The sequence below is a fragment of the Hongsoonwoonella zoysiae genome, from assembly GCF_013266695.1.
Taxonomy (GTDB): Bacteria; Pseudomonadota; Alphaproteobacteria; order Rhizobiales; family Stappiaceae; genus Hongsoonwoonella; species Hongsoonwoonella zoysiae.
In genome coordinates this window covers 529,418-543,772 of record NZ_JABRXF010000001.1, presented here as the reverse complement: position 1 = coordinate 543,772, position 14,355 = coordinate 529,418, and the positions used below count along the sequence as shown (strand labels likewise).

General features: G+C 61.8%; 11 protein-coding genes. 3 read left to right on the top strand and 8 right to left on the bottom strand.

The annotated features are described in order from the left end of the window. Window positions 1–4 precede the first annotated feature (4 nt). The 5 genes from HPQ64_RS02500 to HPQ64_RS02480 form a co-directional block, all read right to left on the bottom strand. Window positions 5–1,120: a microcin C ABC transporter permease YejB gene (locus HPQ64_RS02500; protein WP_172886802.1), complete on the bottom strand. Its 1,116-nt coding sequence runs from the start codon at window positions 1,118–1,120 to the stop codon at window positions 5–7. A 42-nt stretch (window positions 1,121–1,162) separates the two neighbouring features. Beyond that, a complete protein-coding gene (locus HPQ64_RS02495) occupies window positions 1,163–3,031 on the bottom strand; it encodes an extracellular solute-binding protein (RefSeq protein ID WP_172886801.1) in 1,869 nt (622 codons plus the stop codon). Then, window positions 3,031–4,917: an extracellular solute-binding protein gene (locus tag HPQ64_RS02490; RefSeq protein ID WP_172886800.1), complete on the bottom strand. Its 1,887-nt coding sequence runs from the start codon at window positions 4,915–4,917 to the stop codon at window positions 3,031–3,033. Before HPQ64_RS02490 ends, HPQ64_RS02495 begins: the two co-directional genes overlap by 1 nt. Window positions 4,918–5,086: 169 nt before the next feature. Next, window positions 5,087–6,496, bottom strand: coding sequence for a diguanylate cyclase domain-containing protein (locus HPQ64_RS02485; RefSeq protein ID WP_172886799.1), 1,410 nt, complete (start codon window positions 6,494–6,496; stop codon window positions 5,087–5,089). 255 nt (window positions 6,497–6,751) lie between these two features. Further along, window positions 6,752–7,309 carry a c-type cytochrome gene (locus tag HPQ64_RS02480; protein ID WP_172886798.1) on the bottom strand — a complete coding sequence of 186 codons (558 nt, stop codon included), beginning with the start codon at window positions 7,307–7,309 and terminating at the stop codon, window positions 6,752–6,754. 191 nt (window positions 7,310–7,500) lie between these two features. Between HPQ64_RS02480 and HPQ64_RS02475 the strand changes: the two genes are divergently transcribed. From HPQ64_RS02475 to HPQ64_RS02465, 3 genes are all read left to right on the top strand, one after another. Further along, complete coding sequence (locus HPQ64_RS02475) at window positions 7,501–8,235, top strand: 3-deoxy-manno-octulosonate cytidylyltransferase (RefSeq protein ID WP_172886797.1); 735 nt, start codon at window positions 7,501–7,503, stop codon at window positions 8,233–8,235. Window positions 8,236–8,282: 47 nt separating this feature from the next. Beyond that, on the top strand, window positions 8,283–9,173 hold the full coding sequence (locus HPQ64_RS02470; RefSeq protein ID WP_172886796.1) for a prephenate dehydratase: 891 nt from the start codon (window positions 8,283–8,285) through the stop codon (window positions 9,171–9,173). An 86-nt stretch (window positions 9,174–9,259) separates the two neighbouring features. Next, window positions 9,260–10,261, top strand: a complete 1,002-nt coding sequence (locus tag HPQ64_RS02465) for an adenosine kinase (RefSeq protein ID WP_172886795.1) — start codon at window positions 9,260–9,262, stop codon at window positions 10,259–10,261. A 76-nt stretch (window positions 10,262–10,337) separates the two neighbouring features. On the opposite strand, the gene HPQ64_RS02460 is transcribed toward HPQ64_RS02465, so the two are convergent. The 3 genes from HPQ64_RS02460 to pnp all read right to left on the bottom strand — a co-directional run bounded on the left by HPQ64_RS02460 (window position 10,338) and on the right by pnp (window position 14,060). Beyond that, window positions 10,338–10,958 (bottom strand): 2,3-bisphosphoglycerate-dependent phosphoglycerate mutase, encoded by a 621-nt coding sequence (locus HPQ64_RS02460; RefSeq protein ID WP_172886794.1) that lies wholly within the window; start codon window positions 10,956–10,958, stop codon window positions 10,338–10,340. A gap of 29 nt (window positions 10,959–10,987) precedes the next feature. Beyond that, complete coding sequence (dapB, locus tag HPQ64_RS02455; protein WP_172886793.1) at window positions 10,988–11,800, bottom strand: 4-hydroxy-tetrahydrodipicolinate reductase; 813 nt, start codon at window positions 11,798–11,800, stop codon at window positions 10,988–10,990. Between the two features lie 142 nt (window positions 11,801–11,942). Further along, window positions 11,943–14,060 (bottom strand): polyribonucleotide nucleotidyltransferase, encoded by a 2,118-nt coding sequence (gene pnp, locus HPQ64_RS02450; protein ID WP_172886792.1) that lies wholly within the window; start codon window positions 14,058–14,060, stop codon window positions 11,943–11,945. Window positions 14,061–14,355: the final 295 nt, after the last annotated feature.

Genomic DNA, 14,355 nt, shown 5'->3' with positions numbered 1-14,355 from the left:
GCTCTCAGACCTCCCGGCTTTCGAAATCGATCCGCGGATCGATCCAGGTGTAGGTAAGGTCCGAGATCAGGTTCACGATCAGGCCGAGCAGGGAGAAGATGTAGAGCGTGGCGAAGACTACGGCATAATCGCGGTTTATCACCGCCTCGAAGCCGAGAAGGCCCAAGCCATCGAGCGAAAAGATCGTCTCGATCAAGAGGGATCCGGCGAAGAAGGCGGAGATGAAGGCACCCGGAAAACCGGCGACCACGATCAGCATGGCATTGCGGAAAACGTGTCCATAAAGCACCTGGCGCTCCGTCAGGCCCTTGGCGCGCGCGGTCTGGACGTATTGCTTGCGGATCTCGTCCAGGAAGGAGTTTTTCGTAAGCAGCGTCGTCGTCGCGAATGCCGAAAGCGCCATCGCCGTGATCGGCAGAACGAGGTGCCAGAGATAGTCGACGATCCGCGCCGGCCAGGAAAGCTGCTCCCAATTGTCGGAGGTGAGCCCGCGTAAGGGGAACCAGTCGAAGAACGAGCCGCCCGCGAAAAGGATGATCAGGAGCACGGCGAAAAGGAAGCCGGGGATGGCATAGCCGACGATGATGACGGCGGAGGTCCACACATCGAAAGGCGAGCCGTCCTTCACGGCCTTGCGGATGCCGAGAGGAATGGAGATCGAATAGGAAAGCAGCGTCATCCATAGCCCGAGCGAAATCGAGACGGGCATTTTCTCGATTATGAGCTCTATGACCGAGATATCGCGGAAATAGCTCTCCCCGAAATCGAAGCGGGCATAATTCCAGAGCATCTCGCCGAAGCGCTGCAGCGGCGGCTTGTCGAAGCCGAACTGGGCTTCCAGCTCTTTCACGAATTCGGGGTCGAGCCCTTGCGCCCCGCGGTATTTGGAACTTGCCGCTTCGCCGCTTCCGCCGCCGCTGTCCTGCCCACCGGCGGTAATATCCGACCCGCCGCCGCCGCTGATGCGCGCGGTGGCCGAGACGTCCGTTCCCTGAAGCTGGGCGATGATCCGTTCCACCGGGCCGCCCGGCGCGAACTGGATGATGACGAAATTTATCGCCATGATGCCGACTAGCGTCGGGATGATCAGCAGAAGCCGCCGGAGAATATAGGCGCCCATCGTTCGTTCTTACCTTGTCCGCATTCGCCCAGGGTTGTGCGCTCAGCCCGCCTTGCCCGCAACGGCAGCCTTGTCCTCGTCGAACCACCACGTCGTCTCGACCGGAAAGTCATAACGCGGTGGCTCGGGCGGCATGCCGAAGATATCCCACATGGCGACCGTGTGAACCGGCTTGTACCAATGCGGCACCCAGTAGTAACCGGCGCGCAGGCATCGGTCGAGGGCTCGCGCGGCAATCTCCATTTCGTCGCGGGTTTCCGCGAAAATTGCCTTTTCGATCAGCGCGTCGATTGCCCGGTAGCTGATGCCTGCCAGATTGTTGCTTCCCGGCGTTTCGGCGGCTTTCGAACCCCAGAACTGGCGGATCGATTCGCCAAGTGTCGGCGCCAGCGAATACCGGCGCGAAACCACGTCGAAGTCGAACTCGTTGATGCGTGCCTGATATTGCGATGGGTCAACCAGCCGGAAAGTAGCGGCAACGCCGAGGCGCTTGAGATTGTTGATGTAGGGCAGTACCACCCGTTCGAAGGACGGCGAATTCGACAGGAATTCGATGGTGAGCGGCTCGCCGGTGGGAAGGACGAGCTGGCCGCCCTCGCGGGTCAGGCCTGCTTCGCGGAACAGGCTGTCGGCTTTTCGCAGCAGGTTGCGGTCCTGCCCCGATCCGTCCGAGATGGGCGCCTGTATCGCCGATCCGAAGACGGCTTCCGGCAGGCTTTCGCGGAAAGGCTCCAGCAGGGCAAGTTCCTCCGGCCCCGGTTCGCCTTCCGCCTTCATCGTGGAGTTTTCGAAAAAGGATTCGGTACGCGTGTAGAGATCGTAAAAGAGGTTCTTGTTCGACCATTCGAAATCGAAGGCGAAGCCGATCGCCGCGCGCACTCTGGGGTCGGAGAACTTCTCGCGCCTCGTGTTGAAAAACCACCCTTGCGCGCCTGACGGTCGCCCGTCGGGGAATTCGCGTTGCTTGACGCGGCCATCCTGCACGGCCGGGAAATTATACTCGGTTGCCCATGTCTTGGAGGTGAATTCCTCGCGAAAGGTCATCGAGCCTTTCTTGAAAGCCTCGAAGGCCACTTGCCGGTCGCGGAAGAACTCCAGCCGCAGCACATCGAAATTGTAATGGCCGCGTGAGACGGGAAGATCCTTCGCCCACCAATTGTCGACCCGTTCGTATTCGATATAGCGGCCGACCTCGTAATCGCCTACCCGATAGGGGCCGGACGAAACAGGCGGCGTCAGCGTCGACTGGGTAAAGTCGTAGCGGGTGTAATAGTCCTTCGACAGGATCGGCAGGCCGGCAATGGTCATCGGCAGTTGCCGGGACTGCTTGCCGGAAAAGGTGACCCGTGCCCGGCGCTCGTCGAGTGCTATCGCCTCCACCATTTCCTCGATGGTCTGGCGGATCAGCGGATGGCCGTCCCGCTTCAGCGTCATCAGCGAAAATGCGACGTCTTCGGCCGTCAGCGGCTTTTCGTCGTGGAAGCGCGCCTCGGGCCGGATCGTGAAGGTGTATTGATTTTCATCGTCCGATTTTTCGACGCTTTCGGCGACAAGACCATAAACCGCATCCGGTTCGTCGAGCGCGCGCACCATCAGCGTGTCGAAGCAAAGCTCCATGCGCGGCGGGGCATCGCCCTTCAGGATAAAGCTGTTGAAGGTGTTGAAGGTCTGCGGGTTCTGGTTATACGCCCAGGAGGGAGCAGTGTAGACCATGCGCCCGCCTTTCGGCGCTCGCTGGTTCACATAGTCGAATGCGGCGAATTCGGGCGGATATTTCAACTCGCCGAAAACCGACATACCGTGCCTCCCCCCCGTTTGGGCAAGGCTTGCGGGGAACGGTAGCAGGCCGGCTGCAGCGGCGGCTCCGCCCAGTTTCAGGACCGTCCGACGGCTGGGGAGTCGTTGTGTCATCACTTCTTCTGCTCCACACGCGCGGCCTTTTCCTCGTCCCACCACCAGATCGTGGGGAAGCCGTGGGTGAATTCCGGAATGTTGTCCGGATGGCCGAACCGATCCCAGCGGGCGGTGCGGTCGACATCGAGATAAAACTGCGGCACGACGAAATTGTGGTGCAGGAGCACACGGTCAAGCGCCCTGGTCGCGGCCACGAGCTCGTCGCGGTCTTTGGCGAAGATCACCTTCCGGATCAGCGCGTCCACGCCTTCGTCCTTGATGCCGGCATAATTGCGCGACTGTGCCTGGTCGGCGGCTTCGGATCCCCAGAAGTCCAGCTGTTCGTTGCCCGGCGACAGCGACTGCGGCCAGAGCGAGGTGATCATGTCGAAGTCGCGGTCGCGGATGCGGTTGATGTATTGCGGCGTGTCGATGACCCTGAGATTGAGCTTGATGCCGAGGCGCTGCAGATTGCGCGCGTAGGGCAGCACGAGACGCTCGGAATTGGGATCGTTCGACAAAAATTCGATCTCGAATTGCTCGCCCGCGTCGTTGACGAGCCGGCGCCCATCGAGCTTCCAGCCTGCCTCCTGCAGAAGCTCCAGCGCCATGCGCAGGTTCTCGCGCAGCTTCTGCGGGTCGCCGTTGACGGGGTTTTCGTAAGGCTCGGTGAAAACTTCCGGTGGAATCTTGTCGCGCACGCTCTCCAGGATCTCCAGTTCCTTGCCCTCGGGCAGGCCGGAGGAGGCGAGCTCGGTGCCGGCGAAGTAAGAACCGACGCGCTTGTATTGGCCGAAAAAGGTCGTCTTGTTGGCCGATTCGAAGTCATAGGCGAGGTTCAGCGCCCGGCGCACCCGCTCGTCGGAGAATTTCTCCCGCCTGAGGTTCGGGACGAAGGCCTGCATCACGCCGCTCGCCTTGTCGGGGAATTTCTCAAGGATCACGCGACCGTCCTTAACGGCTGGAAAGTCATACCCGGTGGCCCAGTTTTTGGCGCTGTTCTCGGCCCGAAAATCGTACTGATCGCCCTTGAAAGCCTCCAGTAGTACCGTTGAATCGCGGAACGTGTCGTAGCGGATCCTGTCGAAATTATACGTGCCGACGCGAACAGGGTGGTTCGCGGCCCAATAATCGGGCACCCGCTCGTATTCGACGAAGCGATTCGGCTCGAAATTCTTGATTCGGTAAGGGCCTGAACCCAGCGGCGGTTCCAATGTTCCCGACTCGATCGAGCGCTGATTGCCGTTTTTATCCGTGCCTTCCCACCAGTGTTTGGGAAGCACGAGAAGCTGGCCGACGATGTGGGGCAATTCGCGGTTTCCAGGCCCATCGAAGGTGAAGCGAACCGTTCTGTCCCCCACCTTCTCCGCGCCGGTCACATGACGGTAGTAGAATTTCTGGCTGGGGTTGACCTCGGTGATCTTTTCGAAACTCCAGATCACGTCATCGACGGTGATGGGCTCGCCGTCGTGCCAGCGCGCGTTTGGGTTCAGCCTGTACTCCACCCAGGAAAAGTCCTCAGGATAGCGCACCGCCTCGGCGATCAGCCCGTAAGCCGCGCTGATATCCAGCTCGTCGAGCGCGGATTCGGTCAGCGAATCGTAGATCAGGCCAAGGCCGATCGCCGGGTTTCCGCGCGGCAGGACGGGATTGAACGTATCGAAGCCGCCAACGTCGGACAGCCTGACGATGCCGCCTTTGGGCGCATCCGGATTTACATAGCGGAAATGTTCGAACTCGGGCGGATAATTGGGGTCGCCCGTCAGGGCCGATGCATGTTTCCATTCAGGTTCCGCCGCGCGCGCATCGTCCAGCGTCGAGCTTGCGCCGATCAGGAATAGCGCCGGCAGCACGCAGACGAGTGTCGTTACGGCGCTGCGTCGAAACCTTGCAAAGCTCGGCATGATTATTTTCGGTCCCCTCGGTTCGCTGGCGTCAGGCGCACTCCGGGCGGGAGGCGTGAACGGGCAAATCGTCAGTTTCGATATATTAGGGACTCGAACCGCGCTTCGACACCTTAGAAACGATTAATGACAAAAGTTTAATCGCAATCCGGCAAGGGCGCCGCGCTTATCAGGACGAAGCGGAAGCGCTTTTCTTTGCGCGGTACATGCGCCTGTCGGCGAGTGCGAGAAGATCGTCGACAGATGAGGAATCGGTGGGAAAGGCCGCCCAGCCAATGCTCACCTCAATCGTAATGGAACGCTCGCCGATGATCAGCGGCTCGCTCACGCGCTGGCGCAGGCGGCCAGCCAGATGCCGCGCCGTCTGTTCTCCGCCCGCTCCCGGTACGATGATGACGAACTCATCGCCCCCGATCCGAGCGACCGTGTCGGATCTGCGGGTTGCGTCGGTTATGCGCCGGCCGATTTCCTGCAAGAGCGCGTCGCCCACGGCGTGGCCGTAGGCATCATTGATCGGCTTGAAGCCATTGAGATCGAGATAGAGCACGAGAAAGCCGAGGTCGGTCCGCTCGCAAAGCGCGGCGAGCTGGCTTAGCCGGTCCTCCAGCAGGCGGCGGTTCGGCAAGCCGGTCAAGGGATCGTGCAGCGCCATCGCGCGTGCGCGTTGATGGGCCGACACGACGAGCCCGCTCAAGACGGCGATCAGCAGCGAAATCCCGTAGCCGATGCCCCGTGCGGCGTGGATCCCGGTCTTGTCGACATACCAGCCGCCAGCCGGGCGTGCCGCCAGTTCCCAACTCCCGTGCGGCAATGATACGGGCAGGGTGACGGCGTCATTTTCGAACAGGGCCGGGTCTCCCATTATAGGGTCGCCGTCGGCTCCCTTGCCATCCGCGCCTCGCATGGCGAATTCATAGCCGCCCGTCCTGGGCAGGATGCCGGCATCGGCAAACAGGCCCTCCATGTTGATGACGACGGAAGCGACGCCCCAATATCCGGGCTCGGCCTGGGGGTCGCTATCCGGTCCCGGGCGATATATCGGCGTTCGGGCGATAAGCGCCCTGCCTCCCTGCACAAGGTCGACGGGGCCTGCGATAATGGTGGCGCGTTCGTCCATTACGCGTTTTATCGCCGGCCATTGATCGGCGCTTTCGCGGTAGTCGAACCCGAGTGCGCGTTCATTGCTCGCCAAGGGGTAGACATAGGCGATGACGTTGTCGGGCGCGATCGCCGCGCTTCGCACGTTGCGGCCGATGGACACGGTCTGCTCTGCAAACCGCTGAAACTCCTCCTGGGAAAGGCCGGGCCGCGTCGCGGCATAGCTGACGAGCCCCTGGCCGATGTAAAGCGTTGCGTTGATTTCGCCTTCAAGCTTCGCGCGAGCCTCGGCAAGGCGCGAAAGCGCCGTGGCCTGCTGGCGTTCGCGCGCGGCGTCAGCCATCAGATTCGCGATAAGTTCCGTGAGTAGGACGCCGGCGGCAAGGACGATGATCCCGGCGACGCCGGCCGCCAGCAGGCCGCGGCGACGCGCGCCGCCGACCGGCAGCCCGCCCTCAAGCGACATGATCGTCCCATGCATGTGAATCGGGCCCCGTCATGAAGTTCTATCCTAACGTAAATACAGGCTGAAACTTACGCATTGATAAAAACGAAAAAGCCGGGCGGGGCCCGGCTTTAGCATGTTTCGCAGTATTTTGGTGCCAACGCGGCACAAACCGTTGAACGAATGAGACTATTCCTTGTCCTGTTGCGTTGGGGCAACTGGGCGGAAACTTCCATCTCTTGGGAATATACCGCGAAATCCGATTTGGACTTCGCGGAAAGCGTTCTGGCCTTACTCGGTTGGCAGCGGTTCCGGATTGTCCGAAAGCGAGCGGAGATACGCGATCACGTCGGCGCGATCCTCCGGCTTCTTGATGCCGGCGAAAGACATCGTCGTGCCGTCAATGTAGCCACGAGGATTGGTGAGAAAGTGATCCAGTTGCTCATAGGTCCAGGCATCGTGCGAGCTGGCGAATTCGGTCATCGCGCCGGAATAGCCGAACCCGTCGTGGCTTCCTGGTGTACGGCCGACGACGCCCCAGAGCGCCGGACCGACCTTGTTCGGCCCGCCCTGTTCGAAGGAATGGCAGGCGGCGCACTTCTTGGCGGCCTTTTCGCCGCTTTCAGCGCTCGCCTCGACAAGGCGGGTGCCGATCGGCACTACCTCCGGCTCGGCGCTTTCCGCCGGCTCCTCGCCTTCGCCATGGTCCGTCGCCACGGCAATTTCATAGCCCGGGATTTCCGGCGGGTTCGTTTCGAAAATCAGGTCCGAGACGACACCGAGGCCCATGACGACCAGAAGGGAAAGCAAAACCGCGCCGGCGATTTTGTTCAACTCGAAGGAATCCATCCTGCCTGGCTCCAGCTTGTGATAAGCGCATGCGCGCTTACGGGCTACTTCGCCTGTAAACGTCGCGTCAACGAAAAGTCGCCGGAACCTACAAATTTTTTGACGCCCGTGTCCATAGGTATAAAAGGGCAAGCCATGAGACTTTTCGCCCTATCATCCCGTTTTGCCGCCACTTCGACCCGGAGCGTTTCGTGAGTGATGCCATCGTCCTGATCCCGAGCCGCATGGCATCGACCCGGTTGCCGGAAAAACCCTTGGCGGATATCGCGGGTCTGCCGATGATCGTGCATGTGGTCCGCCGCGCGGAGGCGACGAAAATCGGACCGGTCGTGGTGGCCTGCGACGACGAACGCATCAAGCAGGCGGTGGAAGCTGCCGGGGGGTGCGCGGTTTTGACGCGGGCGGATCACGTGTCCGGATCGGACCGTCTTCACGAAGCCCTGCAACTCGTCGACCCTGAAAGGCGCTACGACGTCGTGTTGAACCTTCAGGGCGACGTACCGATGATCGAGCCGGATGCGGCACGCGCGGCTTTCGAGCCGCTTTCCGATCCGGCCGTGGACATCGGTACGATCATGACCGCGATGCCCGACTACGCGCGCAATGATCCCAGTTTCGTGAAAGCGGTCGTCACCCCGGTCGATGGCCGGCGGCATCGCGCGCTTTATTTTACGCGCGCCACGGCTCCTTCCGGTGAGGGGCCGCTTCATTGGCACATCGGCGTTTACGCCTATCGCCGGGCAGCGCTTGAGCGTTTCGTTGCGCTGCCGCCCTCGCCGCTTGAACGGCGGGAGACGCTGGAGCAGCTTCGCGCGCTTGAGGCTGGCATGAGGATCGACGTCAGCATGATCGGCAGCGCGCCCATGGACGTCAACACGCCTGAGGATCTTGAGCGGGCCCGAATGGCGATGCGCGGGGTCATGTGAGCGCGCGCCAAGCTAGTTTTCAACGCAAATCGGAAGAAGCGGAATCGATGTCGGACCAGAAGAAGATCGTGTTTCAGGGAGAAGTGGGCGCCAATTCGCATATGGCCTGCCGCAACGTCTATCCCGATTATGAGGCAATCCCTTGCGCGACCTTCGAGGATTGCTTCCAGGCGCTCGAAAGCGGCGAGGCGGATCTTGGCATGATCCCGGTCGAAAACTCCGTCGCGGGCCGGGTGGCGGATATTCATCATCTCCTGCCACAGTCCTCGCTCAACATTATCGGAGAGTTTTTCCTGCCTATCCGCTTTCAGCTCGTTGCACCCAAGGGGGCGACGCTTGACGGGCTGAAAACGGTGCAAAGCCACGTCATGGCGCTTGGCCAATGTCGCAAGATCATCCGCGAACTCGGCCTTGCCCCGGTCGTGGGCGCGGACACCGCTGGTTCGGCCCGGCAGATCGCGGAACGCGGCGATATCAGCGCCGCAGCGCTCGCCCCGGAAATGGCCGCCGAGGTCTATGGCCTTGACATCTTGCGCCGTAATGTGGAGGACGAGGCCCACAACACAACCCGCTTCCTGATCCTGTCGCGGGAAAAGCTGACGGCGGCCAACAACGGCCAGCCCGTCATCACGACGTTCATATTCCGGGTCCGCAACGTGCCGGCCGCGCTCTACAAGGCGCTTGGCGGGTTTGCGACCAACGGTGTGAACATGACCAAGCTGGAATCCTACCAGCTCGAAGGCCAGTTCTTCGCGTCCATGTTCTATGCCGATGTGGAGGGTCACCCGGAAGACCGGTCGGTGGCCTTGGCGCTGGAGGAGCTCGAATTCTTCTCCGCCGAGTTCAAGCTTCTCGGGGTTTATCGCGCTAGTCCGTTCCGCGAAAAGATCCGCGAGCCCGAAGCCAATCGCGCCCTGCGGCCCAATCCGGCCGGCTGAGGGCCACCTTTCGAGCCGCTAAGCGCTCGGGGCGCGATTGATCCCGAACGACCGGGCAACCACCAGAACAGAGGGATATCTGTTTCATGACGGAACTCCGTTTCGACGCGCTTTGCATCGGCAATGCCATTTGCGACGTTTTCGCCCATGTCGAGGAGGATTTCCTCCGCCGGGAGGAGATGGTGAAGGGCTCCATGCAGCTCATCGATACCGACACGGCGGTCAAGCTCTACGACAAGATGGGGCAGACGGTGCGCATATCGGGAGGAAGCGCCGGCAACACCGCCGCCGGCATCGCCTCGCTCGGCGGCAAGCCCGCCTATGTCGGCAAGGTCGCCGAGGACGAACTCGGACATGCCTACAGGCACGATATGCGCGGCACGGGCGTGCATTTCGAGACGGCGGCCTTGAAGGACGGCGCGCCGACCGCGCGGTCGATGATCCTGATCACGCCGGACGGCGAGCGGACGATGAACACCTATCTGGGGGCCTGTGTCGAGCTTTCGCCGGAAGATATCGACGCGGAAGACGTCCGTGCTTCCGCGATCACCTATATGGAAGGCTACCTGTGGGACCCGCCGGCGGCGAAGAAGGCATTCCTCCACGCCTCGGAAATCGCCCATAAGGCCGGACGCAGGGTGAGCCTGACCTTGTCGGACTCCTTCTGTGTTGACCGTTACCGTTCGGAGTTCATCTCGCTTATGCGCGACGGGATCGTCGATCTTTTGTTCGCAAACGAGCATGAGCTGAAGGCGCTTTACGAAACCGCCGATCTCGATACCGCCATCGCCGCGGTGCGTGAGGATTGCACGCTCACCGCACTGACCGTGGGCGAGAGGGGCGCCATGGCGATTTCACGGGAGGAAACGGTGCATGTTCCCGCCGCGAAGGTCGATGATGTGGTGGACCTGACGGGCGCGGGCGATCTTTTCGCCGCAGGCTTCATGTTCGGCCTGTCGCGTGATCTCGGCCTTACCGCATGCGCGGAAATTGGCTGTCTTTGTGCTGCGGAAGTTATCGGTCACGTCGGAGCGCGGCCTGAAAAGTCGCTCTCGGACCTGGTTACGCAAGCCGGTTTCGCCGGCTGACCGCATTCTTCTTCCGAAATGAGAAACGGCGACCGATGGGCCGCCGTTTGAATTCGGGTCTTGTGGAAATTGTGCGTCAGTCCGCCAAATCCTGCACGCTTTCCACGCTGCCGTCCTCCGACAGGCGGTAGACGATGGGCACGCCCGTCGCCAGTTCGCGCTTCAGGATCTGCTCCGGCGAAAGCCCTTCAAGGTCCATCACCAGGGAACGCAGGGAATTGCCGTGGGCGGCGACGATAACGCGTTCTCCGGCGAGCACGCGCGGCAGGATTTCCTTGCGGTAATAGGGCAAGGTGCGCTCGGCGGTCATCTTCAGGCTCTCGCCGCCGGGCGGCGGCACGTCGAAGGACCTACGCCAGATGTGCACTTGCTCTTCGCCGAATTTCTCGCGTGCCTCATCCTTGTTCATGCCTGTCAGGTCGCCGTAGTCGCGTTCGTTGAGCGCCTGGTCGCGGATCGTCTCAAGCCCTTCCTGATTGAGTTCCGTCAATATCAGGTCGAGCGTGTGCTGCGCGCGCTTCAGGACAGAGGTGAAGGCGATATCGAAGGTAAGCTTCAGTTCCCTCAGCTTTCTGCCGGCGGCAATCGCCTCCTTGACGCCCAATTCCGTCAGATCCGGGTCTTTCCAACCGGTGAAGAGGTTCTTGAGGTTCCATTCGCTCTGGCCGTGACGGACCAGCACCAACAGACGTTCCATGAGCGTCCAAACTCCTGTGTGGGTTCAATTCATATGGTCAGGCCGAGGATATCGGCCATCGAGTAAAGACCCGGCTTCTTCGGGTGCGCGCGGATTGCCGCCTTGACCGCGCCATTGGCGAAGATCTTGCGGTCTTCCGCGTGATGGGCGAGCGTGATGCGCTCCGATGGTCCGGCGAAGATCACGCTATGATCGCCGACGACGCTGCCGCCGCGAAGTGCTGCAAAGCCGATATCGCCGGTCTTGCGCGCGCCGGTGTGCCCGTCGCGCGAGCGTACCGAGTGGCTGTCGAGGTCGATCCCGCGCCCTTCCGCCGCCGCTTGGCCAAGCAGAAGTGCCGTGCCCGACGGTGCATCGACCTTGTGACGGTGGTGCATTTCCACGATCTCGATGTCAAAGTCGACGTCGAGCACCCTTGCCGCCTGCTTGACGAGACTTGCAAGTAGGTTCACCCCGAAGCTCATGTTGCCGGACTTGACGACCCGCGCATGGCGCGAGGCGGCCTTGATCTTTTCCTCATCCTCGCGCGAAAGGCCCGTCGTGCCGATCACGTGGACGATGCGGGCCTGGGCTGCGTATTCGGCAAGTTGGACGGTCGCGGCCGGAACGGTGAAGTCGAGCAGGCCGTCGGCCTGGGCGAGCAGCGGGAGGGGGTCGTCGCTCACCGTGACCCCGTTTGGCCCGAGGCCGGCAAGCTCGCCCGCGTCCCGGCCGATCGCGTCAGCGTCCTTGCGGTCGAAAGCGCCGGAGAGGGTTACGCCCTCGATTTCGCTGACGGCACGGATCAGGGCCTGCCCCATCCGGCCCCCGGCTCCGGCCACGACAAGGCGCAAATCGCTCATTTCAGCATTCCTCCCGGCATTGGAACAGGCGCAAATACCTTCGTGCGGCGGTATATCATCTCGGCATCATACGATAATCGATGAGACGAAAATGGCCGAATGCGAGCATCCGGCCATTTGAGTTTCGGTAAAGCGAGGAGGATTACTCCGCCGCCTGGATTTCCTGGCCGGTGTCCTGGTCGACGACCTTCATGGACAAGCGCACCTTGCCGCGCTCGTCGAAGCCCATGAGCTTCACCCAGACCTTGTCGCCTTCCTTGACGACGTCGGTCGTCTTGGCGACCTTGTGCGGGGCGAGCTGGGAGATGTGCACTAGGCCGTCACGCGCGCCGAAGAAGTTGACGAACGCGCCGAAGTCCACGGTCTTGACCACCGTGCCTTCATAGATCACGCCGACTTCCGGCTCCGCGGCAATGGAATTGATCCAGTTGATCGCCGCCTTGATCGCCTTGCCATCGGAGGATGCGATCTTCACCGTGCCGTCGTCCTCGATGTTCACCTTGGCGCCGGTTTTCTCCACGATTTCGCGGATGACCTTGCCGCCGGAGCCGATGACTTCGCGGATCTTGTCGACCGGGATCTTGATGACCTCGATGCGCGGCGCATATTCGCCGAGCTCCGAGCGTGCCTCGGAGAGCGCCTTGCTCATCTCTTCGAGAATATGCAGGCGGCCGTCCTTGGCCTGGCCGAGGGCGACGCTCATGATCTCCTCGGTGATGCCATCGATCTTGATGTCCATCTGCAGCGAGGTGATTCCGTTCGCGGTGCCTGCCACCTTGAAGTCCATGTCGCCGAGGTGGTCCTCGTCGCCAAGAATGTCGGAGAGAACGGCGAATTTGTCCTCTTCCTTGATGAGACCCATGGCGATACCGGCCACAGGGGAGGCCAGCGGAACACCGGCATCCATCAGCGCCAGAGAGGTGCCGCAAACGGTCGCCATTGAGGATGAGCCGTTCGATTCGGTCACTTCCGACACCACGCGGATGGTGTAGGGGAACTCGTGATGGGGCGGCAGCATCGGGTGGATGGCGCGCCAGGCAAGCTTGCCGTGGCCGATCTCGCGGCGTCCGGGAGAGCCCATGCGCCCCGTCTCGCCCACGGAATAGGGCGGGAAGTTGTAGTGCAGCATAAAGGTGGCCTTATAGGTGCCTTCAAGCGCGTCCACGAACTGCTCGTCTTCGTTGGTGCCGAGCGTTGCCACGGCAAGCGCCTGCGTCTCGCCGCGGGTGAAGAGCGCCGAGCCGTGCGTGCGCGGCAGGATACCGGCTTCCGCCACGATCGGGCGTACCGTCTTCAGGTCGCGGCCGTCGATGCGCACGCCGTCGGCGATGATGTTGCCGCGCACGATCCTGGCCTCGAGCTTCTTGAAGAGATCGCCGACGACAGTCTTGTCCGGGGCGTCTTCGGCGCCTTCGGGGATTACCGCCTCGACGACCTTCGCCTTCACGGCATCGATTGCGTTCTTGCGTTCGGTCTTAGTGGTGATCTTGTAGGCCGCCTTGAGTTCCTCGGCGGCGATGCCCTCGATCTTGGCGAAAAGCTCGGAATGATCCTCGACCGTCAGATCGCGCGGCTCTTTCGCGGCCGTTTCGGCAAGCTTGATGATCGCGTCGATGACGGGCTGGAAGCTCTTGTGACCGAACATCACGGCGCCAAGCATCACGTCTTCGGGAAGCTCCCTGGCTTCCGATTCGACCATCAGCACGGCTTCGCCGGTACCGGCGACGATGAGATCCAGCGTGGATTCCGGCATGTCGTCGATCAGCGGGTTGAGAACGTATTCGCCGTTGATGTAGCCGACGCGCGCGCCGCCGATCGGGCCCATGAACGGTACGCCGGAAAGCGTAAGGGCTGCGGAGGCGGCGACCATGGCGACGATGTCGGGCGCGTTTTCAAGGTCGTGCGTCAATACCGTGAGGATGACCTGCGTGTCGCACTTGAAGCCGTCGGCGAACAGCGGGCGGATCGGGCGGTCGATCAGGCGCGAGGTCAGCGTTTCATGCTCGGAAGGGCGTCCTTCACGCTTGAAATAGCCGCCCGGGATCTTGCCTGCGGCAAACGCCTTTTCCTGGTAGTTCACGGTGAGCGGGAAGAAGTCCTGTCCCGGCTTCGGCTCCTTGGCGGAGACGATCGTGGCCAGCACCTTGGTCTCGCCGTAGGTCGCCAGCACGGCGCCGTCGGCCTGACGGGCGATCTTGCCGGTTTCGAGCGTGAGGGGGCGTCCGCCCCATTCCACTTCCACGCGATGTACGTCGAACATTTGTTATCCTAACTTCGTTGCTCCATGCGCCGGATATTTCCGGCGCCGGACGGGTAAGCCGATGCGGACACGCTCATCGTGAGCGGCGCATCACCGCCGGGACGGGCACGGGCAAGACGGCGGGAAACTTCAAGCTCCGCTGCCGAAGGGGCTCAAGCCTTTCGGCAGGGGATCGGGCTGGAAGTCGCCTGCGATCCTGCCCCATGACCGTCGTTACGGTTCGATACGGGTCCTTGCTCCTGTTCCGCCGTATCCCGGAACGCTGACTTGCTCGTTCGCCGGCCGGAAGCTGCGG